Consider the following 20203-nt stretch of genomic DNA (forward strand, 5'->3'; position numbering starts at 1 on the left):
CGCGAACTGGATGGCTGGACGCCCGAGCATACGCCGTCGGTGCGTCCCGTAAAAGGGCAGATGCTGCAGTGCACCATGCAGGGCGCGTTTGAGCTCTCGCACGTCATTCGCGGTCCCGATGCATATCTTGCGCCCAAGAGCAACGGACGCCTTGTGATCGGCGCCACCAGCGAAGAGCGCGGCTTCGATACGACCGTTACCGCCGGCGGCCTCTACGACATTCTGGAAGGTGCCTGGGAGGTCGTGCCCGGCATCTATGACCTGCCGGTGGATGAAACGTGGGCGGGGCTCCGCCCGGCCAGTCGCGACCACGCTCCGCTTCTGGGGCCCTCTGGCGATCCGGGCATCTGGTGCGCCACCGGCCACTATCGCCACGGCATCTTGCTCACACCGGTTACCGCCCAAGAAATGGCCCGCCAGCTCCTGGACGGAGAAACCTCCGATTGGATCGAACCGTTTTTGCCATCCCGTTTGCACTCGCCAACCGTCCCCACACCATGAGTACCGACACCGCTGCTCACATTCAACTGAACGGCGAACCTCACCCCATCACGCCGCCGCATCCGCTTACCGAGGTGCTGCAAGCCCTCGACATCGACAGCGATACGCAGGGCGTAGCTGTAGCAATCAATGAGGACGTGGTGCGCCGGGAGGAGTGGGCCGACACCACGCTTCAGGATGGCGACGAGGTAGAAGTCATCCAGGCGCTGCAGGGCGGCTAACCTGCACATCCCTCTTTTCTTTTTCCTGCACTTATCCCCTTTTGCTATGGCGGATGCGAATGCCGTTGCCACGCCCTCCACAGAATCTGACCCCGACGCCGATGCGCTGACGATCGGCGACTACACGCTTACCTCGCGGCTGATGATCGGCTCCAGCGGCTACCCCAATCCGCAGGTGATGCTCGACGCGATCACCGCATCCGGGGCCGACATGGTGACGGTCGCTATCCGGCGCGTGAATGTGGAGAACCCTGCACCCGAGAGCCATCTCGATCTGCTCAAGCGCGGTGGACACACGATCTTGCCAAACACAGCGGGCTGCTACACGGCGCGCGAAGCGGTGCTCGTGGCCAACCTGGCACGCGAGGCGCTCGATACGGATCTCATCAAGCTGGAGGTGATCGGCGATGACGAAACGCTGATGCCTGATGTCGAACAGCTTCTGAAGGCAGCAAAAACGCTGGTTGACGATGGCTTTACCGTGCTGGCGTATGCCAACGACGACCCCATTACATGCCGCAAGCTGGCGGATCTGGGCTGCGCGGCGGTGATGCCGCTGGGCGCGCCCATTGGCAGTGGCATGGGGATCGTGAACCCGTACAACCTGCGGATCATCCGAGAAATCCTGCCCGATACGCCGCTGATTGTGGATGCGGGGATCGGCACGGCCAGCGATGCCGCGCAGGCGATGGAACTGGGCTACGACGGCATCTTGCTGAACACCGCGATTGCCGAGGCGCAGCACCCGGTTGATATGGCCCGCGCTATCCGCCACGCTCTGAAGGGCGGACGCCTAGCGTACCGGGCCGGGCGTATTCCGCGCCGGCGCTATGCCAAGGCATCGTCGCCCGAGAAAGGGCGTGTGGGACAGTGAACCTCGTGAGAACCTGCGCTGCCCGTGACCGAGTCGCTTGTGATTGAGCTACCTTCGCTTCCCGATCCGCCTATTGCGCTGCTTGCAAACAAGTTCGCGACAGGACGTACGACAGAGGTGGCTGGCCGCGTGCACGCGGCCGTCGAGGCAGGCATAGCCTGGGTGCACCTGCGCGACCACGACGCAGCCCCTGACATTTTCGCCGGAGCGGCTCGTACGCTGGTAAACCGCCTGCGTGCGCTGCGTCCATCGCCTACCATCACAGTAAATACGCAATACGCCACGGCCCAATCCCTTCGGTGTGGGCTCCACACCGGGTGGCGCGGCCCACGCCCCGAAGGGATACCAATGCCCGTGCCGCACCCGATCGGCTACTCGGCCCACCACCTGCTTGAACTGCCCGCGCCCCGTCGGCGTGCCGTAGATTACGTGACGTACAGCCCGGTCTTCCCTACGTCGAGCAAGCCCGGTCACCCGGGCACTGGGACGGCTGCGCTGCGTCGCTTTGTAGAGCAGGTCGGTGTGCCCGTGCTGGCATTGGGCGGCATCACACCGGAGCGTGTAGCGGCGTGCCGCGAGGCCGGAGCACATGGCGTGGCTGTGCTCTCGGGCATTATGCAGTCCGACACCCCCGCCGTAGCCGCGGCCCGTTACGTAGAGGCCTGGCGCACCACGACGGCGCCATGACCTCGTCTCCTTGTAATCAAAATTGATTCTGCACGTATTCTTATGTCTGATTCTGTAAAGCCTGTAGCCCTTACGATAGCTGGTAGCGATTCTGGCGGTGGAGCCGGTATACAGGCCGATCTCAAAGCGATGGAGGCCAATGGGGTGTTTGCTACCAGCGTGATTACCGCGATCACCGCTCAGAACACGCGTGCCGTCAACCAGGCCCAGCCTGTGGATCTTGACCTGATCACCGCCCAGATCGAAGCCGTGGCCAGCGACTTTCCACTTGCAGTGGTGAAGACCGGTATGCTGGCTACGGCCGACATTATCGAATGTGTAGCCGAGGCGGTTGAGCGCTACGACCTGTATCCGCTGGTTGTCGACCCCGTCATGATCTCAAAGAGCGGATATGAACTACTGGCTCCCGAGGCAGTGGCAACGCTCCGCGACGTGCTGCTGCCGCTGGCCACTGTCATCACGCCCAACCTGCACGAGGCCGGGCACCTGCTGGATATGACGGTCCGCACCGAAACCGACATGCGCGACGCCGCGCGCGTGCTCTTCGAGTTCGGCCCCGATGCAGTGCTCGTCAAAGGGGGCCATCTGGCTGCGACCGATGATGCCGTGGATATTCTTTACGATGGCAGCGACTACCACGCGGTACGTGCGCCGCGCATCGATACGCCGCACACGCATGGCACGGGCTGCACGTACGCATCAGCCATCGCCGCACAGCTGGCTCGCGGACGCAGCATGCCGCAGGCTGTCGAACAGGCCAAAGCGTATGTTACGGGCGCTATTGAGCATGCCCTGCCACTTGGCGGAGGGCACGGGCCTACCAATCATTTCTTTCACCTCGCGCCGTTTGAAGCAGCAGAAACGCCAGCTACTTGAACAGTTTGTGAGGATGCGACAAGACGGATCATTCTATTTCTGACTGCGTGTATGGGTTCGCAATGGGCGAGACAAGGCCCGTCAAATATTTTCTGCCCGTAGCTCAGATGGACAGAGCGGCGCACTACGGATGCGCAGGTCGGGGGTTCGAATCCTCCCGGGCAGGCCAAGTAAAAATGCAAAAGCCCCCGCCGAGCCAGTACTCAGCGGGGGCTTTGTCGTTTGTGTTATTCGCTCTGTCCTACACGGTCTGCACAGCCCATTCTTCGTTTTCCTCTTTCGAGGCGTCCATATTCACGGGCACCGGGTAGTTACCCGTAAAGCACGCTGCGCAGTAGCCCTGCGTGTTGTTCTTGTTGGCTCCATACACCGCGCGCTTCATACCTTCTACTGAGAGGTACGCCAGCGAGTCTACCCCCAGCCAGTCGCGAATCTCCTCGACGCTCTCGAACTGATTGGCAAGCAGCTCTTCTTTGTCGGGGAAGTCCATGCCGTAGAAGCACGGGCTGATCACGGGGGGACATGACACCCGGAAGTGGACAGAAGACGCTCCTGAGTCGCGGAGCATTTTGATGAGGTGCCGTGCCGTCGTTCCACGTACGATCGAGTCATCAAGTACGATTACCGTTCGGTCTTGCAGCAGGCCCTCGACCGTGTTAAACTTGCAACGCACCTTCATCTCGCGGCGATCCTGGCCCGGCGCAATGAACGTACGCCCCACATAGTGATTGCGGATCAAGCCCAGTTCGAACCGGCAGCGATAGCCTTGCTCTACGCACTCGTTTGCGTAGCCAAGCGTAGCCGTGTTGGCAGAGTCGGGCACCGGAATAACGATTGGCGTCTTGGCATCGTCGTCGACTTCGGGAACCGGGGCTTCGCGCGCCAGCTCTACGCCGAGTCGGCGCCGCACCTTGTCGACCATTTCCCCGAAGATCTTTGAATCGGGGCGAGAGAAATAAACATACTCGAAGATGCACTGGCTAACGCCGAAGTTTGTCGGGATCTCGTAGCTCTTGAAGGTTCCGCCGTTGGCACAGCCCTCGCGATCGATAACCAGAATTTCGCCGGGTTCGATGTCGCGGACGTACTCGGCTCCGATCATGTCAAACGCACATGTTTCACTGGCCACGCAGTAGGCCGCCCCGCCGGGCTGGTCTGGGTCGCCAAGGCGCCCGAGGGCGAGTGGACGAAAGCCGTTCGGGTCGCGCACGGCGATCATGTGCTCATCGGTCAGGAGCAGCAGTGAGAATGCACCCTCAACTTGCATCAGCGCGTCGATGACCTGGTTCAGGTGCTTCTGGCGACGGCTCTGCGCGGTGAGGTGTAGAATCAGTTCGCTGTCGCTGGTGGTCTGAAACAGCGTGCCGCGCTCGCTAAAGCTCTTGCGCAGTTCACGTGCGTTAGACAGGTTGCCGTTGTGCGCCAGTGCCAGGTTGCCCTTGCGATGATGCACAACCAGCGGTTGAATGTTCGCGCGGTTGTCAGAAGATCCCGTTGTGGAATAGCGATTGTGACCGATGCCTGCATCGCCAATTAGCTGGCGATCAAAGAGCTCCGGATCGTCGAAGACGTCAAGCACAAGCCCAAAGTCGCGGTGCACCGGCATCATCGGTGTTCCGTTCTCCGGGTCGGTGGTTGACGTTGCGATTCCACTCGACTCCTGGCCGCGGTGCTGCAGGGCATGCAGGCCATAATAGATATGTCGAGCAGCATCGGGCGCGTTGAAAATGCCGAAGATACCGCAGTGATCTTTGACGCTCATAAGTAGGGGGAGTGTGTCGCCGAGGGCAGCCCGGCGGATGGAAGAAGAGCAATGGCACATCTCGTGAGTAGATGTGCACACAAGAAACCACAACCGCCCCCGCATTGATCCGACCCCCAGGAAAACCGGCGGTGCCCTCTGTGGCATTTCCCAATTTGCATGCGCACCGTCAAATTGTGCAGCCGGGCAAGGGTATGAATGCTATATATGAATGCTATAGTAGCATCACGCCAGCGGCCAGCGTAAGCCCTACCGAGTTAGCAACCATGTCGCGCCAGCTAAAGCGCCCGGTCGGCCCTCTGTATCGGTCGTAAGTTTCTTTCGCAACCCCTACCGCAAATCCAGACAGAAGCGCATAAGGAATTGCATCGTCGTGCGAGAGCGCTGTCTTTTCGACGAGCACATACTGCGAGCTGAGCGTCCACAGGAAACTGTACGTTACGTGCAGCGCCTTATCGCGGGCCAGCCACCGGTCCGAGAACGAACGGTCGGCTGTAGTTTTAGCTGTAGTAGCATGCGTGTACAACACGGCAGCCCGTGCGGTAGCGGGCAACGCGGCGTACGGGGGGATGCGCACCGGCGGGGCTGCATGGCACGCTGGCACCGGCACAGGACGGTCCGTCAGATGCAAAGCGGGTTCTTTCGGCAGCGCTCCGCACGGCGCGGACGCCAGGGAGACGTTCACCGCAGCCTGCATGTCAGGCAGCGCCCGTACGTCATCTGTCGACGTTGCAAGTGCAGCAAGTTCGGGGGCGGGCTGGCCCGATGCTGCAGGAGCAAAGCCGGCCCCAAGAACACCGGCCAGCAGCAGTGCTCCCCCCAGAAGCAGCGCTGGAACCGACCGGGCGACAGACGAAAGAGCAGCCATATGAATCGGCAAGTCCGTAGGGAGGAGGCAGCGATTAGCTGCAGCGTCGCGCTACAGCGTTCCGGTTACGTATCCTGCGATGATGATGAGGACCACAAGCGGAATGATATAGCGGATGACAAACATCCAGACCGAAAGCACGCGAGCGCTCAAGTTACTGCCTTGCATGATCTCCTGGGCCGCCTCATCAGCGCCCCAGACCCATCCAATAAAGATGCTTAGGAAGAACGCGCCGAGCGCCAGCCCGACACTGCCCACGTAGTAATCCATGAAGCTCAGGAAGTCGGTATCTCCAAAGATCCCCCCTTCGCTGAGACTCGCAACAGCGCCCTGCGACAGCGCAGAGGGAATCGCCATAACGAAGACCAGTCCGCCAATGATAGCGACAGACTTCTTGCGCGACCACGAACGCTCATCGACAAAGTAAGAGACGACGACCTCCAGCAAGGAGATGCTGGACGTGAGTGCTGCAATGGAGAGCAGCACGAAGAACGTGACGCTCACCACGCCGCCCAGGGGCATCTGACTAAAGACCTCAGGAAGCACAATAAACACGAGGGCCGGCCCCGTCGCAGGGTCCATGTCCATTGCGAAGATCGACGGGAAGATCATAAAACCCGCCATAAGAGCAATAACTGTGTTGAAGACCACGACGTAGATGCCCGATGTGGCAATGTTTTCTTTCTTCGACAGATAGGAGCCGTAGGTAACCATCGCGCCCATACCCAGGCTCAGGGTAAAGAAGGCCTGCCCGAGCGCTGCAATGATAATCTCGGTCGTCAACCCTGAAAAGTCGGGCCACAGGTAGAAGGCGATGCCCTCGCCAGCCCCTTCGAGCGTCACTGCACGGAAGATCACGAGCAGGATGAGCACCAGTAGAATCGGAAGCAGAATCTTAGACCAGCGCTCAATGCCCTGCTCTACCCCGCCAAGTACAACAAGCAGCGTAATGCCCAGAAAGACGGCCAGCAGCGTGATGACCAGCGGTGGAGAAGCCACGAAATCCCCGAATCCCAATCCAGGGGCAATCACATCTTTTACCGCGTATCCAACGGCCCACCCGGCAATTACGCTGTAGTAGCTGAGAATGACAAACCCGGCGAGCACGCAGAAGCCGCCCACGATAAGCCAGAGCGAGCGTTTCCCGACAATCGCCTCAATAGCACCTACTGGGTTGCGCTGGCTGTTGCGCCCAAGCGAGAGCTCAGCAAACAGATAGGGCATGCCAATCCCGATGATGCAGAGCAGGTAGACCAGCACAAACGCGCCGCCTCCACCTTCGCCTGCCAGATAGGGAAAGCGCCAGATATTCCCCAGCCCAATTGCTGAGCCGGCGGCTGCCAGAATAAAGCCGAGGCGCGAGCCCCATTGTTCGCGAGCAGGTGTATCGAGCGATGCCATATAAGAGCCAGTCAATCGGTCAAGAGCAACACGGGGGAGCAGACACAGCGATCGGGGCTACGTCATTTCTACATGTGTAGATTTACATGTGCAAGAAAGTACAAGCACCCATGGGCTCACGCAATCGTAACAAAGAGCTATTCCCCGTATCGTCGACGAAGAATCATTCAATTTGTACCTCAACCAGGCGTTGTTATAACAAGTTAGGACACGTTATACGTAGATAATGCAAATAAAGGACGTGCTCTGGTTTAAGGCTCGCTGTTTACATGGGCTACAATTCAGCCTACAATTCAGCCAATCCACCACGCTTAGAGCCTGTTTGGGTTTTGGTTTGATGGCGAGAGCGAGCGCCGCTGTGGCGAAAATTGGACCACGATGGAGGTTCGTAGCCGAGGCTACGGGCCGACACGAGGGCGCAAGCCCGACTGACGCCAGTACATCGGGGACAATTTGCACCAGGGGCATGACCTTCGGCCCCAGCACAGCGGAGCCGCTCGCAGCCTAAAGTAAGAAATCAAAACAGGCTCTTACTCTGTAGCTACTGTTTTGTAGCTACTGTAGCATGCTGGCGTAAAGGGCCGGCATCCATGAGCCTACATAGCCTGGATGGTGTTCACGATACCCGTTCGAATGAGGGCAATCGCGATAGCAGCCAGAAACAGTGTAGCCACCTTTGCAAATGCACGGGCTGCGCCGTTGCCAATCATCGCAATAAGAGCAGGCCCGAAGTAAAAGACCAGGTACGAGATGCTCAGGTTGGCAATCAGGGCAACTATAGTAGGCAGGTAGCCAGCACTGTTCTGCAGAACAAGGATGGCCGTGATGGCTGCTGGGCCTACCATCAGCGGCGTGCCCAGAGGCACTACGGCAAGATCAGCACCAACGTCTCCATTTGAGCTACCAGGCTGGCGTGTGAGGTTGCTAAAGAGCAAGTCCGTGATCGCCAGCACCAGCAGAATGAGTCCGCCCCCGATGCGCAGGTCATCTACGGTGATGCCAAGCGTCTGAAAGATAAACTGGCCGGCAAGCAAGATCACAACAGCGATGGCAAAGGCTGTCGTCGTAGCACGCTTCACCAGCGCACGGCGCGTAGACAGCGTCATGCCATCGGTCAGGCCCATAAACAGGGGCAGAACGCCCAGCACGTTCATGGCAACGAAGATAGAGAGAAAGGCCTCAACATACGGAGAGAGGTCAACAGCGGGAAGTTCAACCATGGCAAGAAACGATCAGCAAAAAGACCGCGGCGCACGCATCCATACGACTGCATATGTTACCATATACGCATGTCGAAGAGGGCAGCGCGGCGCGCGCAAACACGAACGCCGTACCCGGCGCCCGAAACGATGTTTTGAACGGGCCCATGCCTGACTTGAACTGCGCGTGGATTTGCAATGCGTGCTTGATAAAGTAGCAACCGCTGCACAAATCAACGCCTTGCACGTCGGTAATGAGGTGGCTACCGCGACGACGTAGAGCCGGGCGCATCGGTGTTGGGCGCATCGGTGTTGGGCATATCGGTATCTTGCAGGCGGCCTGCGCCCTGCTCGCCCGAAAACGAATCCAGGTCGCCGTCTGTACCTGAAGAGGGTGAGGCCTCGTCGTCTGGTTCCGATTCGTCGGCTGGCGCGTGTACCGGACCCAGACGCTGAAACAGCTCCTGCCACGACCAGCCGTAGAGCCGTCCCATGATCAGCCCGAACGCTACCGCGGTAGCGCCCCAGGTTACGAGCGTGCCGGGGGTCGGCGCCATCGTGTCGAGGCGGATAAGCGCAGGCGTGGTGAGAACAGACTCCGGAAACGTGACGATTACGGTGCCAAACAGGTTGTTACCAATGTGAATGCCCATGGCCAGCTCCAGGCGATCATCGGCCAGCGTAATGAGCGCCATAAACGCCCCGAATCCCATATAATACGCCATCATAATGCCCGCTCCAAAGCTCGCCACCTCCGGGTTTGCCCAGTGCAGAAGCCCAAACAGCATCGACGATACGATTACGGCGGCCCATCCGGAGCGCAGCCACCGCGCAGCGCCCTGCATGATGTATCCACGCATGATAAGCTCCTCCACGCTGGCCTGAATCGGAATCAGCGTAAGCGCAAGCACCAGCAGCATCAAGAACGGGCCAAGCTCAAACGAGATGTTAAGCGTCTCCGAGGAGACAAGTGCCTCCATACCCAGCGTAAAAAGCATCAGTCCCATCCACGCGAACGTACCGATGCCAAGGCGCCCCCAGTCGACCGAGTCAGACGGCGTAATAATCGACCGAAACGGGCGCCGGTGCAGCAGCGGGATGCAGAGCGTAAGCACCCCCAGCAAGATCACAAACGGCACCATGTTGACCGCAAAAAACTCCAGGTCCGACAGCCCGAACGCTTCCGGCGTCGTAGCCTCGGGCTCCATCGGGATGCTGCCCGAAACGACCCATACGAGCGCCAGCACGGCCACGCCGCCCACCACAAACGCGCCGACCACAAGACCGAGTAGCGTAATGACATACGGAGGCAGGCCCGAGCGGCCCTTCCAGGCCTGTTGTAGAAAACGAGACATAGCGGTGCTGCACGGTTTAGAGGGATGCGAACGGTAGGCTACCATACGAGAGGTACAGGTGCAAGATGCATCGCATCTGCTCTACGCAGGCTCCAATCGCATAAGCGGAAAGGCCTTTCATCGATCCCTCATTTAGATGCGACATCGACCGGCCTGCTGTCTTGAACCCGACCGTACAGACTGCGTACAGGAAACGCTATTCACATACCTACTAATGTCCCTCGAACGGCTCTGTGCCGAAGGATTTAATGGACGACATCCTCGACCTGCTGCGCTCCAACGACCGGTTTCTGCTCACTTCGCATCTGCGCCCCGATGGCGACGCGCTCGGCTCCGAGATTGCCCTCGCCGGTGCGCTCCGTCAGATGGGGAAGACCGTCGACATCATCAACGCCGACGAGGCGCCGTACAACCTGGACTGGCTTCCAGGCGGGGAGCACATCCAGCAGTTCGAAGGGTCGCTCAAACAGCACGAGGCGATTGCCGAAGCGGATCTCATTGTCGTGCTCGACACGAATGATGAGGAGCGCCTGGGGCGCCTGGGAAGCAGCGTGCGCAAAGCGAGTGCCGAGGTGCTGCTTATCGACCACCATACTGAGCCCGAACAGTGGTTCGACCACATGTATGCGCGCGACACCGCGTCGGCTACCGGCGAGCTGATCTATGAGCTCATCGAAGCCATCGACCCTTCGTTGATTAACGAAGAGGTGGCCACTGCGCTCTACACGGCCATTATGACCGATACAGGCTCGTTCCGCTACAGCAGTGTTACGCCGCGCCTGCATCGCATCATCGCCGATGTGCTTGAGCGGGGCGATATAAGTCCCGGACCCATACATGCGCAGATCTACGATCGCCGCTCCATGCCAGCCCTGCGCCTGCTCGGGCGGATGCTCAATCGCATCCGCATTAAGTTCAACGGGCAGCTTGCGTACTCGGTCGTTACGCAGCGCATGGTCGACGATACCGGCGCGGGCTGGGACGATAAGAAGGGCTTTGTGAACTATGTGCTCTCTATCGACGGCGTGAAGGCGGCGGTGCTCTTCTCCGAAGTAAGCGACGGCGCCAAGATCAGCTTTCGCTCTGAGGGCGACGTGCGCGTGGACGAGTGGGCTCGCTCGTTTGGCGGCGGCGGCCACCGCAATGCATCAGGGGCCTACGTGAAAGGCGACTCGTTTGATGACGTCATTGCCGAGGTGGTTGGCGCAGCCCCACGCTACATCGAGTTTGACCTGCCCGATAGCGGCCCGCTCTCTGAAGAAGACGCCTCCGAAATCGCCGAGCTCATGAAATCGCCGAGCTCGTAACAGCATCCGTAAACCATCTACGGGCAAAACCGGCTGTGCAGCCCGTCTTGTACCCTCCACTCACTAACCCGCCTCAGTGACCGATGACCGTAACCCCAACGCCGCGTCCGCCGGCTACGCTTGACGTAGATACGTTGCTTGTACCGCTCGCTCAGCCTGTAGCGGAGGTAGAGCGAGACGCGCTGGCTTCTGTATTCGGCCCTGCCTTTCAGCATGCCCTCGACGACATCAGCGACGAGGTGGGTAGCCTTGCAACGTTCTACACCGATACCGTTGATGCTCGCCGCGTCGTACTCATAGGCTGTGGCCCGGCCAACGATCTCGACGCCGAGACGCTGCGCCGGAGCGCTGCTGCCGCCGCCGAGCCGCTGCGAACAGCCGATGCCACATCGGCCGCCTTCGTCATGACAACGCTCCCCATGGATGCGCGTCCCGCTACGCAGGCACTCGTTGAGGGGCTCATGCTGTCTCACTATCGCTACACGGCGTACAAGACGGATAGCGACACGCCAGCGTTCAAGCAGCTGCTTATCGCGTACAGCGAAGACCACGACGAGGCTGCCGTCGAAGACGGTGCCACCCGCGGACAGCATCTCGTGGAGGCGACCTACGCAGCGCGTAACCTGGTGAACCAGTCGCCTCACGAGAAGACGGCGCGCGACCTGGCTGCCGCAATCGAAGCATCGGGGCAGGCGCACGGCTACGACGTCGATACGTGGGACAAACAGCGCATCGAGACGGAAGGGATGGGCGGTCTGCTGGCGGTGAATCGGGGCAGTGTAGAACCTCCCACGTTCAGCACGCTCACGTGGAATCCGCCCGATGCCGTCAATGCAAAGCCTATTGTGCTTGTCGGCAAAGGCGTCGTATTCGATACCGGAGGGCTGTCGCTCAAGCCGACCAAGGACTCGATGGACTTCATGAAGGCCGACATGGGCGGGGCAGCTGCTGTCGTAGGCACCTTCGAAGCGCTGGCTGATCTTGACATTCCGCTCCACGTCATCGGCCTGGTACCGGCCACAGACAACCGTCCGGGCGGGCACGCATACGTGCCAGGCGAAGTCGTGACCATGCACAGCGGAGCTACGGTCGAGGTCATGAATACGGATGCAGAGGGCCGCATGCTGCTCGCCGATGCCCTCTCGTACGCCCAGCGCTACGAGCCCGAACTGGTCATCGATCTGGCTACGCTTACCGGCGCCGCGGTGATTGCGCTTGGCCATTACGCATCGGCCGTGATGACATGCGATACGGGCAACCCGGCGGAGCGTCTGTATGCCCTGCAGCGTGCCGGCGAGCGCACCGGCGACCGGGTCCACCCGCTGCCGCTCTACGACGACTATAAGGAACAGCTCAAAAGCGACATCGCCGACCTCAAGAACGTGGGCGGACGCCCGGCAGGGTCGATTACCGCCGGAAAGTTCTTGGAGCACTTCGTCGACTATCCGTGGATGCATCTCGATATTGCAGGCACGGCTTTCCTGAGTAGCTCGCAGCCGTACCAGCCGAAGGGCGGAACGGGAGCGGGCGTACGGCTTCTTGCCGACTACCTCGACCACTACGCTGAAGCCAAACAGGGGGGCGCTGCAAAAAAATCAGCATAAGCAACATAAGAAGCGATACAAGCAAGTCGCGCCGCATGTGCTGTTACGTCCTGTTCTGTATTTTCTGATCGCTTGATTTTATAGCTATGGCTATTAAACGCCCCACGTATCAACGCCCCGACCCTTCCGTCGATGCCGACGCCCGTACGCGTGTCGCCATCACCCTGGGCGATCCGAATGGCATCGGCCCCGAGGTGCTGCTGAAATCGCTACACGACCCGCACCTGATGCCCGCCATGGAGCCCGTCGTCGTGGGATCTGCACATGTGCTTCGCGTACATGCCGACGTGCTGGGCTACTCCGACCTGACCATCCACACCGTAGATCATATCCCCGATACCATCCCAAACGACGGTATCACGGTGCTCGACGTAACCGATGGGCATGCTCCTGCCGTATCGTTCGGCGCGGTTACTGCTGCCGGAGGCACTCTCGCCATGCGCGCTGTAGCCGCTGCGGTGGATGCCTGCGTCGAGGGCACAGCAGATGCAATGGTGACAGCGCCCATCTCGAAAGATGCAATCGCTCAAGCCGGCTACACGGTGCCCGGACATACCGAGTTTATCGCCGAACGGACAAACAGTCCGCGCCCCATGATGATGATGGTAGCAGGGGGACTCCGTGTGGGGCTCGTAACGGCTCACATCCCGATTGCACAGGTCGCTAAAGGCATCACCAAAGCTGCCATTGGCACCAAGTTAGAGGTCCTGGATACGACCCTGCGCAACGACTTTGGCATTGAAACGCCCCACATTGCAGTGCTCGGTTTAAATCCGCATGCAGGTGATGGGGGGGTGCTCGGCAAAGAAGAGGAAGAAATCATCGCGCCCGCGATTGCCGAAGCCGAAAAAGCCGGGCTGAAGGTGAGTGGCCCGCTGCCCGCCGATGGCTTCTTTGCGACACAGCTCGACGAGGGATACGACGCGGTGCTTGCCATGTATCACGATCAGGGACTGGTGCCGTTTAAGGCGCTCGCGTTCGACCATGGGGTCAACTTCACAGCCGGACTCCCGATCGTGCGCACGTCGCCCGACCATGGCACGGCATATGGCATTGCAGGCAAGGGCATGGCACTGCCGGGCAGCATGCGCAGCGCGATCGAGGTGGCCGTTACAACGGCGCAGCATCGCCGTGCAAAGCAGAGCGCGGCCTAATGGGCCACCGTGCATGCGCTCGTAGAGCACACATGCCCAGGCTGCTGCATCCGTTCGCATCCTCCTGCACTACCCTCCCGCACTAAGCCGACCGGCTCTCATGATTCACTTCCGAAACGTGACGGCGTCGTACCGAGCGCCAAACGGTGATCAGCGAATGGTGGTTGAAGACGTCTCGTTCCATGTGGAGCGCGCTGAGATGACGTACCTCATCGGGCCCACTGGAAGCGGCAAGTCCACGCTGCTGCGCATGCTCTACATGGACCACTTTCCCGACAAAGGCACCACGCAGGTTGGCGATTACCGCTCCGATGAAATTCAGGACCGCGATATTCCGTACCTGCGGCGCGAGGTTGGCGTGGTCTTTCAGGACTTTCAGCTGCTGCCTGACCGCAGCGCCTTCGACAACGTGGCGTTTGCTCTGTACGCTACCGGTAAGCGCAAAAAGGACGTACGGAAGCGCACGCTCAAGGCCCTTACCCGCGTTGGGCTCAACCACAAGCGCGACCAGTTTCCTCACGAGCTGTCGGGAGGCGAGCAGCAGCGCGTGGTCATTGCACGGGCCATTGCAAACGACCCGTGGGTGCTCCTGGCCGATGAGCCGACCGGGAATCTCGACCCGGTAGTGGCTTCCGATATTCAGGGCCTGCTCGTCGACCTGCACCATCAGGGCATGACGCTGCTGATGGCTACCCACGACTACCGCCTCGTAAAAGAGTATCCGGCCCGCACGCTTGCGATTATGAACCGGCAGGTGGTAGAGGTCGACCCGGATACACTGTGACACAACTACATCGCCGCACCGCGCCATCACATCCAGTATGCAGCGTTGTAGAATCACATCGCTGCGCGCTACCAGATTTTAGGAAGGGGACGGAAAGAGGTACGTTGTGGTCGTTCAGCCAGCCGTCCATACTTCTACACACCCCTATCTTTCAGCCGTATCCTGCGACTGCCTCGGCAAGCATGGGATCACAAGACGCCTCCCCGCCAAACGCATATCAGCTGCCTATCGGACAATGCCATATGGCGTAACGATGCCGTTTTGCACCTCGCGGATGGTTCTGTAAACGAAACATGAAGGCGTGTCTTGGGGTGGGTACACCCGATCGCTGCCCTTCGCTCCAGAGACTGTTCCAGGCCCTCACATGACGCTTTTGAAGCGGCGTATAGCACGCCTCTACGACACCCTCGAAGCAACGTGGGAGAGCAAGGCCACAGAGCGAGGCATTGCCACGTCGTTGATTGTCAGTTTCTTCTTGGCACTGGCGCTTATTGAGCTGAGTCGGCTGGGCATGCTGCCTGATGAAGGGCTGCTGGGGCTGGTGCCAACCAACCATTTCTACGCCATCGACGTAGCGTTTTCGCTCTTTCTGATCTTCGAGATCATCGGTCTTATTTTTGGCCTGGCAACCTCAGTGGCCGACACAGCAGGCAAGCAGCTTGAGATTTTCTCGCTGATCTTGCTGCGCCAGTCGTTCAAGGAGCTGGTTCATTTCGAGAAAGAGCCCATTGAGTGGAGCATGGACGAGCCCGAGGCGGTGGAAGCAGTGCAGCTTGTCGTGGTCGACGCGGTTGGAGCGCTCGCCATTTTTGCGCTTTTGGGCGGATTCTATGCGCTGCAGAAGCACCAGAACATCACGTCGTCGGTCGATGAACTGCGTCAGTTTGTGCACGCAAAAAAGACGCTGGCTACGGTGCTGCTTTTCATCTTCGTCATCGTGCTGCTGTATGGCGGATATGAGCTGCTCCAGGGCAACACGCAGTACCCGCTCTTCGAAACGATCTTTACGGTCTTTATCTTCAGCGATGTACTCATTGTGCTGGTATCGCTTCGGTACGGAAGCACATATCACGTCGTATTCCGAAACTCGGGCTTTGCAGTGGCTACCGTGATGATCCGCCTGGCACTGGCCGGGCCACGTTACCTCGATGCACTCCTCGGAGTAGGGGCAGCGCTTTTCGCTATCGGCGTCACGGTTGCATATAATTACGTGACGCCGGTTCTGGAGAACGATGTGAAGGCGCGTGCTGAGCGAGCAGCCCTGATCCAGTCTGAAGGAAACGAGTCGGCAGAGAAGCAGGTCGACGACACTGAGCCTTCTGCTATGTAACGCGATGTGCAAGTTTTTCCATTGTCCTTTCGAGGCGGGGATCCTCCTTTGTCGATGCGCGACATGTAGCCCGCTTCGGTGAGTGCCACCAGGGCCGCTCACCAGAGCAGGCGACGGCCTCCCGTTGTCTACACCGTTTGAGACGTCGAGGCGTTTGTCTCAGGATTGTTATCTCCATCTGTCTCCTCCGTCTCCTCGTCCTCTTCGAGCGTTTCAGCGTCGGCATCGTCTTCCGGGGCCGCTTCTGGCTCGGGTTCGGGCTCTGTATCTGTCTCTGAGCTTTCGGGCTCTGTATCTGTCTCTGAGCTTTCGGGCTCTTGAATGAGCGTATCTGGGCTTACCGGAGCGGTGGTTGCGTCAGGCGGGGGGGGAGCATCGTTTGCATCGGCTTCTGGATCGCCGGTGCGCGCCTGTAGCGTAATGGAGCCATGCGTGGTACGGGCTCGAACCGAGGCATTCCCGCCGTGCAGCTGCGCCTCAAAGTGGTAGCCGGCCTCGCTCGTGCGTAGCTGCCGTGTGTCGTACGTTAGCCCGCGCGAGAACACGCGCCCCGCCTCGGTCTCGACGTCCATGCGGGCGGACGCCGTGTCGGGCACTGCGATGCGGATATTGCCGTTCTCGGTCTCTACGTCGACCGATGCGCCGGCTTCAAGGGCAGACAGATCCAGGTCGATATCCCCGTTTTTGATGCGCACCCGTACGTCGCCCTGGCCGTTCTGTACACGTATCGTACCGTGGGTCTGCTCCACATCGAACCCGCCCTGCAACCCGTTCAGGCGAACAGCCCCGCTGGAACGTCGCACGACAAGCGGAACGGATGCGGGGAGCACGCCCTCAACATCGATGCGGCTCTGCGTTGGGGCCGTTCCATCCAAAGCAAACGTGTAGCGCTGCTCAGTGCCTCGTTCTTCTACGGTGAGCCCGTCAAGCACTGTTTGGGCAGCGGTGGAGTCGCGCCCACGGGCTGTTTTCCTGAACGTCCAGGTAGCGGTGTCATCGTCGTGGGCCTCTAACTGCAAGTACCCGCGCAGCCCATTCACCTCAAGCGTACGTCCGCGAAGTGCAACGGTCCGCTCTTCTGTATCGTGAACGGCCACCCGCCCAATTTCGAGAGCACCCTCTTCGGTCTCTTCAAGGCCCGGCGGCTCCTCGCCACAAGCGCTAAGCAGAAGGAGAGCAAGGGCGCCAACAAATAGAGGAAGCGACCAGCGGGGCCGAGGCAGCGTCAACAAAGCGTGTACCATGGTTATGATAAGTCGATAGGAATTAGTGCAATTCGACGCGGTTGATGAAGCGGCGTACTGCAAGGAACGAGCCGATCCAGCCAAGTAGCATGCCAAAAATAACCATGCCCCCGAGCAAGATCCATTCAAGGTCAGACGATACTCCGGCCAGCTGCGGGAAGTACTCGGTGGCACTCCGATAGAGGCCCCACAGTCCTCCGCCAGCCAATATCCCTGCAAGCAGACCCTGCAAGGCGCCCTCCACAAGAAACGGGCGGCGGATGAACGCATCGGTGGCGCCCACAAGTTTCATCGTGCGAATGAGCAGCCGCCGGGCATAGATGGTAAGGCGAATGGTGTTGCCTACGAGAAAGAGCGCTGCAATGAGAATGATGGCTCCTACAGCCAGGCCCACGCTCCCGGCCATCTGGATGTTTTCCTGTACGGTATTAAGCAGCGGCTGGTTGAACACCACCTCATCCACATGGTCCCAGGTCTGCAGTGTGCTCTGCAGCTGCGACAGGCTATCGCCATGCACATGAGATGGCACGACCTGCAGCCGCACCGATGCAGGAAGAAACGGTTCGTCAATGAACGTATCCGAGCCCTCGCCAAACTCCTCTTGAAAGATCTGCTGGGCCTGCTCGCGTGAGATGTACTCCGCGCTGGCTACGCTCGGATGCGTCTGAATCCGCGAAAACAGCGCTTCGGCTTCCGACTCACTGGCCTGTTCGGATACGAAGACCTCCATTTCGCCGACGCGTTCCTGTAGCCACGATAGCACCTGCTGCGCTTCCATTCCGAGCAGTGCCAGCGTGCCCAGCAGGAGAAGCGCAATTGCCATCGCTGCAGTCGAGGCGACCGCTGCAAAACGGGCGCGACGAAAGTTGGCAATGCCTTCGCGAACAGAAAAGAAGAACGACACGGGGCAATCAGGTGCAGTTAGGGGATGCAAACGGAGACGGCAACAGCGGAGGCATGCAGCACATTGCGGCAAGCCCTGCACATAGCAACGTACACACTCTTACGCAGAAAGTCGACCGCCGCACTTCGTTTCTGACGCAACAAGACGACGAAATAGGATCATGTCACCCCCAGGCGCGGCCTTGCAAGACCCGTTCTCTACGAGGGTCCATCTTGCGAGAGAACAAACAATTCAATGACGAGAGGGCGGCTGTGTGGCTGATCACGCAGCTGGCGAAAACGCGTCGCGCTCGGCAAACGCGGTGGCGGCATCGGGTTCGTCCTCGGCTACGCCGTTGCCGATGAGGTGGTGGGTAATGCGCCAGGTGTGGTAGGCAATGCGGTCGAGCCAGCGCAGGTGGGCCAGCACGGTCAGCGCGTCGTCGGGCGGCAGCTGGTCGGTTGCAATCCGCTGAAACAGCTGCGGACGCTGGGTACGCCGCCGGTCGGCCAGGGTCTCGGCGGCGTCTCGAATCGTGTCGATGGCCTCATATCGCTGGTCGGCTGCCCCATTCTGGGCGGCCTCTTCCCGTTCCATCTGCTGGCGCACCTGTCGCCAGGCCGGGCGCAGCGTATGTTCAAGCGGCTGCACTTCGGTTTCGTAGAGCGAGGCCGGGGTATTGGGCCGTTCTTGCAGCGCACGCACCAGCCGGTCAAGGTGGTCCAGTGCGTGCAGGGTAGACAGATGCCGCTCCGACTCATCGGCATCGTTCAGTGCATCGAGCTTGCCGACAAAGGCGCGCGTGTCGGTCAGAGCCTCCTGAATGGCGGCCCAGTCAGGGGGCGGGCGTTTGGGATCGAGGCAGGCGGGCGCTCGCTTTAGCACAGCAGCGGCCGTCGACTGCACGGCCCGCCGGGCTGCCTCGCTGGCCATGGAAGGCACCTCCATCACGCTGTCGTCGAGGTAGCGTGTTAGGCGGGGGGCATCGTCTGGAATGAGCCGCTCTACGTATTGAGCAAAGGGCGTGAGTATGGGGACGAAAAGAAGAATGCCCATCAGGTTGAACACCGTGTGGAAGGCGGCAATCACAAGCGCCTCATCGCCCTGCGTAAAGGCCACCATCCAGGTGTCGACGCTCCATACAAACACCGGCAGCAGCGCAAAGGCAACAACACCGGTAGCCACGTTGAACAAGATATGCGCCAGTGCTGTCCGCTTAGCAGGAATCGAGGCGCCAATGCTAATAAGCGCCGCCTTCACCGTCGTGCCCAGGTTCTGCCCGATCACCAGGGCAGCGGCCTGGTCGATCTCAATGGCCCCGCTGTAGAGCGCGGTCAGCGTCGTAGCCACTGCGGCACTCGACGACTGCATGAGCACCGTCATGAGCGCGCCAATGCCAACCAGCAGCGCCCAGCTGCCCCACGACCGCGTCGCCCATACGCTTAGGTCGATCGTTTCGGCAAGTCCGGCTGTTCCGGACTGCAACACGTCGATGCCCACGAAGATCACCCCGAATCCAGCCAGCGCCATGCCGGCCTGGGCCCAGCGGTCGCGCAGGAGCAAGCGCATCAGCGCCCCCACCCCGATCATGGGCAGCGCAATGGTGCTGATCGACAGCTTGAGTCCAAACAGGCCCACGAGCCATCCGGTGCTGGTCGACCCCAGGTTGGCCCCCAGAATAACCCCCAGCGCCTGCGGAAACGTCATCAGCCCGGCGCTCACAAACCCGATTGTTGTTACGGTCGTGGCGCTCGACGACTGCACGAGCGCGGTGAGCCCAACCCCCGAGGCCAGGGCGCGTGGTGTCGTATCCGTAAACCGCCCCAGCACATTCCGCAGTGCGCTGCCTGCCGCCGCCTTCAGGCCATCGGTCATCAGAATCATGCCAAGCAGAAAGAGCCCGATGCCCCCAAGTACGGTGGCAGCAATAGACAGCATAGACACGTCGTTACGTATGAACTAAGTAAGTCGGCGAAAATACGTTTACACCTTGTGTCATCGCGAGGAGGGAGCCTGCGACCGACGCGGCGATCTCATGCGTCGGTTGAAGCGGTTTATCCTGCTTATAAGGCACAAGATTGCACTCCAAGAGCACTTCCTCGCTGCGCTCACAGCGCCACGTCGCTGGCGCTCCTCGCAATGACATACTCAAG

18 protein-coding genes and 1 tRNA gene are annotated in these 20203 nt (G+C 60.0%); 11 read left to right on the forward strand and 8 right to left on the reverse strand.

The genetic code is table 11. The features are described from left to right. From PPP56_RS13245 to PPP56_RS13270, 6 genes are all read left to right on the forward strand, one after another. Window positions 1-501: FAD-dependent oxidoreductase (locus PPP56_RS13245; RefSeq protein WP_353564527.1), on the forward strand; the 501-nt coding region annotated here is incomplete at its 5' end. Next, entirely contained in the window at window positions 498-722 is a 225-nt protein-coding gene (gene thiS, locus PPP56_RS13250) for a sulfur carrier protein ThiS (protein ID WP_353564528.1), read from the forward strand. The genes PPP56_RS13245 and thiS, both read left to right, overlap by 4 nt. Before the next feature lie 46 nt (window positions 723-768). Beyond that, window positions 769-1596 carry a thiazole synthase gene (locus PPP56_RS13255; protein ID WP_353564529.1) on the forward strand — a complete coding sequence of 276 codons (828 nt, stop codon included), beginning with the start codon at window positions 769-771 and terminating at the stop codon, window positions 1594-1596. A gap of 24 nt (window positions 1597-1620) precedes the next feature. After that, window positions 1621-2283, forward strand: coding sequence for a thiamine phosphate synthase (locus PPP56_RS13260; protein ID WP_353564530.1), 663 nt, complete (start codon window positions 1621-1623; stop codon window positions 2281-2283). Window positions 2284-2325: 42 nt separating this feature from the next. Continuing rightward, window positions 2326-3159: a bifunctional hydroxymethylpyrimidine kinase/phosphomethylpyrimidine kinase gene (thiD, locus tag PPP56_RS13265; RefSeq protein WP_353564531.1), complete on the forward strand. Its 834-nt coding sequence runs from the start codon at window positions 2326-2328 to the stop codon at window positions 3157-3159. 92 nt (window positions 3160-3251) lie between these two features. Then, window positions 3252-3328 (forward strand) — tRNA-Arg (locus PPP56_RS13270). A gap of 72 nt (window positions 3329-3400) precedes the next feature. Here PPP56_RS13270 and purF read toward each other — a convergent pair. The 5 genes from purF to PPP56_RS13295 all read right to left on the reverse strand — a co-directional run bounded on the left by purF (window position 3401) and on the right by PPP56_RS13295 (window position 9744). Further along, entirely contained in the window at window positions 3401-4921 is a 1521-nt protein-coding gene (gene purF, locus PPP56_RS13275; RefSeq protein WP_353564532.1) for an amidophosphoribosyltransferase, read from the reverse strand. A gap of 214 nt (window positions 4922-5135) precedes the next feature. Then, window positions 5136-5789: a hypothetical protein gene (locus PPP56_RS13280; protein ID WP_353564533.1), complete on the reverse strand. Its 654-nt coding sequence runs from the start codon at window positions 5787-5789 to the stop codon at window positions 5136-5138. A gap of 51 nt (window positions 5790-5840) precedes the next feature. Beyond that, a complete protein-coding gene (locus PPP56_RS13285) occupies window positions 5841-7190 on the reverse strand; it encodes a sodium-dependent transporter (protein ID WP_353564534.1) in 1350 nt (449 codons plus the stop codon). 596 nt (window positions 7191-7786) lie between these two features. Beyond that, the gene (locus PPP56_RS13290) at window positions 7787-8410 is read right to left on the reverse strand and encodes a MarC family protein (protein ID WP_353564535.1); all 624 of its coding nucleotides are present in this window, start codon (window positions 8408-8410) and stop codon (window positions 7787-7789) included. Between the two features lie 242 nt (window positions 8411-8652). Beyond that, window positions 8653-9744 (reverse strand): CPBP family intramembrane glutamic endopeptidase, encoded by a 1092-nt coding sequence (locus PPP56_RS13295; protein ID WP_353564536.1) that lies wholly within the window; start codon window positions 9742-9744, stop codon window positions 8653-8655. Window positions 9745-9977: 233 nt separating this feature from the next. On the opposite strand from PPP56_RS13295, the gene PPP56_RS13300 reads away from it, so the two are divergent. The 5 genes from PPP56_RS13300 (at window position 9978) to PPP56_RS13320 (ending at window position 15923) form a co-directional block, all read left to right on the forward strand. Continuing rightward, window positions 9978-11051 carry a DHH family phosphoesterase gene (locus PPP56_RS13300; protein ID WP_353564537.1) on the forward strand — a complete coding sequence of 358 codons (1074 nt, stop codon included), beginning with the start codon at window positions 9978-9980 and terminating at the stop codon, window positions 11049-11051. A gap of 83 nt (window positions 11052-11134) precedes the next feature. Further along, on the forward strand, window positions 11135-12655 hold the full coding sequence (locus PPP56_RS13305) for a leucyl aminopeptidase (protein ID WP_353564538.1): 1521 nt from the start codon (window positions 11135-11137) through the stop codon (window positions 12653-12655). An 86-nt stretch (window positions 12656-12741) separates the two neighbouring features. Continuing rightward, entirely contained in the window at window positions 12742-13809 is a 1068-nt protein-coding gene (pdxA, locus tag PPP56_RS13310; protein ID WP_353564539.1) for a 4-hydroxythreonine-4-phosphate dehydrogenase PdxA, read from the forward strand. Window positions 13810-13909: 100 nt separating this feature from the next. Further along, window positions 13910-14593 (forward strand): cell division ATP-binding protein FtsE, encoded by a 684-nt coding sequence (locus PPP56_RS13315; RefSeq protein ID WP_353564540.1) that lies wholly within the window; start codon window positions 13910-13912, stop codon window positions 14591-14593. A 364-nt stretch (window positions 14594-14957) separates the two neighbouring features. Then, the gene (locus PPP56_RS13320; protein WP_353564541.1) at window positions 14958-15923 is read left to right on the forward strand and encodes a hypothetical protein; all 966 of its coding nucleotides are present in this window, start codon (window positions 14958-14960) and stop codon (window positions 15921-15923) included. Window positions 15924-16051: 128 nt separating this feature from the next. On the opposite strand, the gene PPP56_RS13325 is transcribed toward PPP56_RS13320, so the two are convergent. From PPP56_RS13325 to PPP56_RS13335, 3 genes are all read right to left on the reverse strand, one after another. Beyond that, window positions 16052-17155, reverse strand: coding sequence for a DUF4097 family beta strand repeat-containing protein (locus tag PPP56_RS13325; RefSeq protein WP_353564542.1), 1104 nt, complete (start codon window positions 17153-17155; stop codon window positions 16052-16054). 34 nt (window positions 17156-17189) lie between these two features. Then, window positions 17190-18071: a cell division protein FtsX gene (locus PPP56_RS13330; RefSeq protein ID WP_353564543.1), complete on the reverse strand. Its 882-nt coding sequence runs from the start codon at window positions 18069-18071 to the stop codon at window positions 17190-17192. Window positions 18072-18332: 261 nt separating this feature from the next. After that, window positions 18333-19988: a Na/Pi cotransporter family protein gene (locus PPP56_RS13335; RefSeq protein WP_353564544.1), complete on the reverse strand. Its 1656-nt coding sequence runs from the start codon at window positions 19986-19988 to the stop codon at window positions 18333-18335. Between the last annotated feature and the right edge of the window lie 215 nt (window positions 19989-20203).

This window comes from Longimonas sp. (assembly GCF_040409695.1).
GTDB lineage: Bacteria > Bacteroidota > Rhodothermia > Rhodothermales > Salinibacteraceae > Longimonas.

Coding starts and splice junctions, on each gene's coding strand:
- thiD (WP_353564531.1), top strand. CDS start 2,326: ATGTCTGATTCTGTAAAGCCTGTAGCCCTTACGATAGCTGGTAGCGAT.
- PPP56_RS13280 (WP_353564533.1), bottom strand. CDS start 5,789: ATGGCTGCTCTTTCGTCTGTCGCCCGGTCGGTTCCAGCGCTGCTTCTG.
- PPP56_RS13335 (WP_353564544.1), bottom strand. CDS start 19,988: ATGCTGTCTATTGCTGCCACCGTACTTGGGGGCATCGGGCTCTTTCTG.
- PPP56_RS13290 (WP_353564535.1), bottom strand. CDS start 8,410: ATGGTTGAACTTCCCGCTGTTGACCTCTCTCCGTATGTTGAGGCCTTT.
- PPP56_RS13255 (WP_353564529.1), top strand. CDS start 769: ATGGCGGATGCGAATGCCGTTGCCACGCCCTCCACAGAATCTGACCCC.
- PPP56_RS13285 (WP_353564534.1), bottom strand. CDS start 7,190: ATGGCATCGCTCGATACACCTGCTCGCGAACAATGGGGCTCGCGCCTC.
- PPP56_RS13295 (WP_353564536.1), bottom strand. CDS start 9,744: ATGTCTCGTTTTCTACAACAGGCCTGGAAGGGCCGCTCGGGCCTGCCT.
- thiS (WP_353564528.1), top strand. CDS start 498: ATGAGTACCGACACCGCTGCTCACATTCAACTGAACGGCGAACCTCAC.
- PPP56_RS13320 (WP_353564541.1), top strand. CDS start 14,958: ATGACGCTTTTGAAGCGGCGTATAGCACGCCTCTACGACACCCTCGAA.
- pdxA (WP_353564539.1), top strand. CDS start 12,742: ATGGCTATTAAACGCCCCACGTATCAACGCCCCGACCCTTCCGTCGAT.
- PPP56_RS13315 (WP_353564540.1), top strand. CDS start 13,910: ATGATTCACTTCCGAAACGTGACGGCGTCGTACCGAGCGCCAAACGGT.
- PPP56_RS13305 (WP_353564538.1), top strand. CDS start 11,135: ATGACCGTAACCCCAACGCCGCGTCCGCCGGCTACGCTTGACGTAGAT.
- purF (WP_353564532.1), bottom strand. CDS start 4,921: ATGAGCGTCAAAGATCACTGCGGTATCTTCGGCATTTTCAACGCGCCC.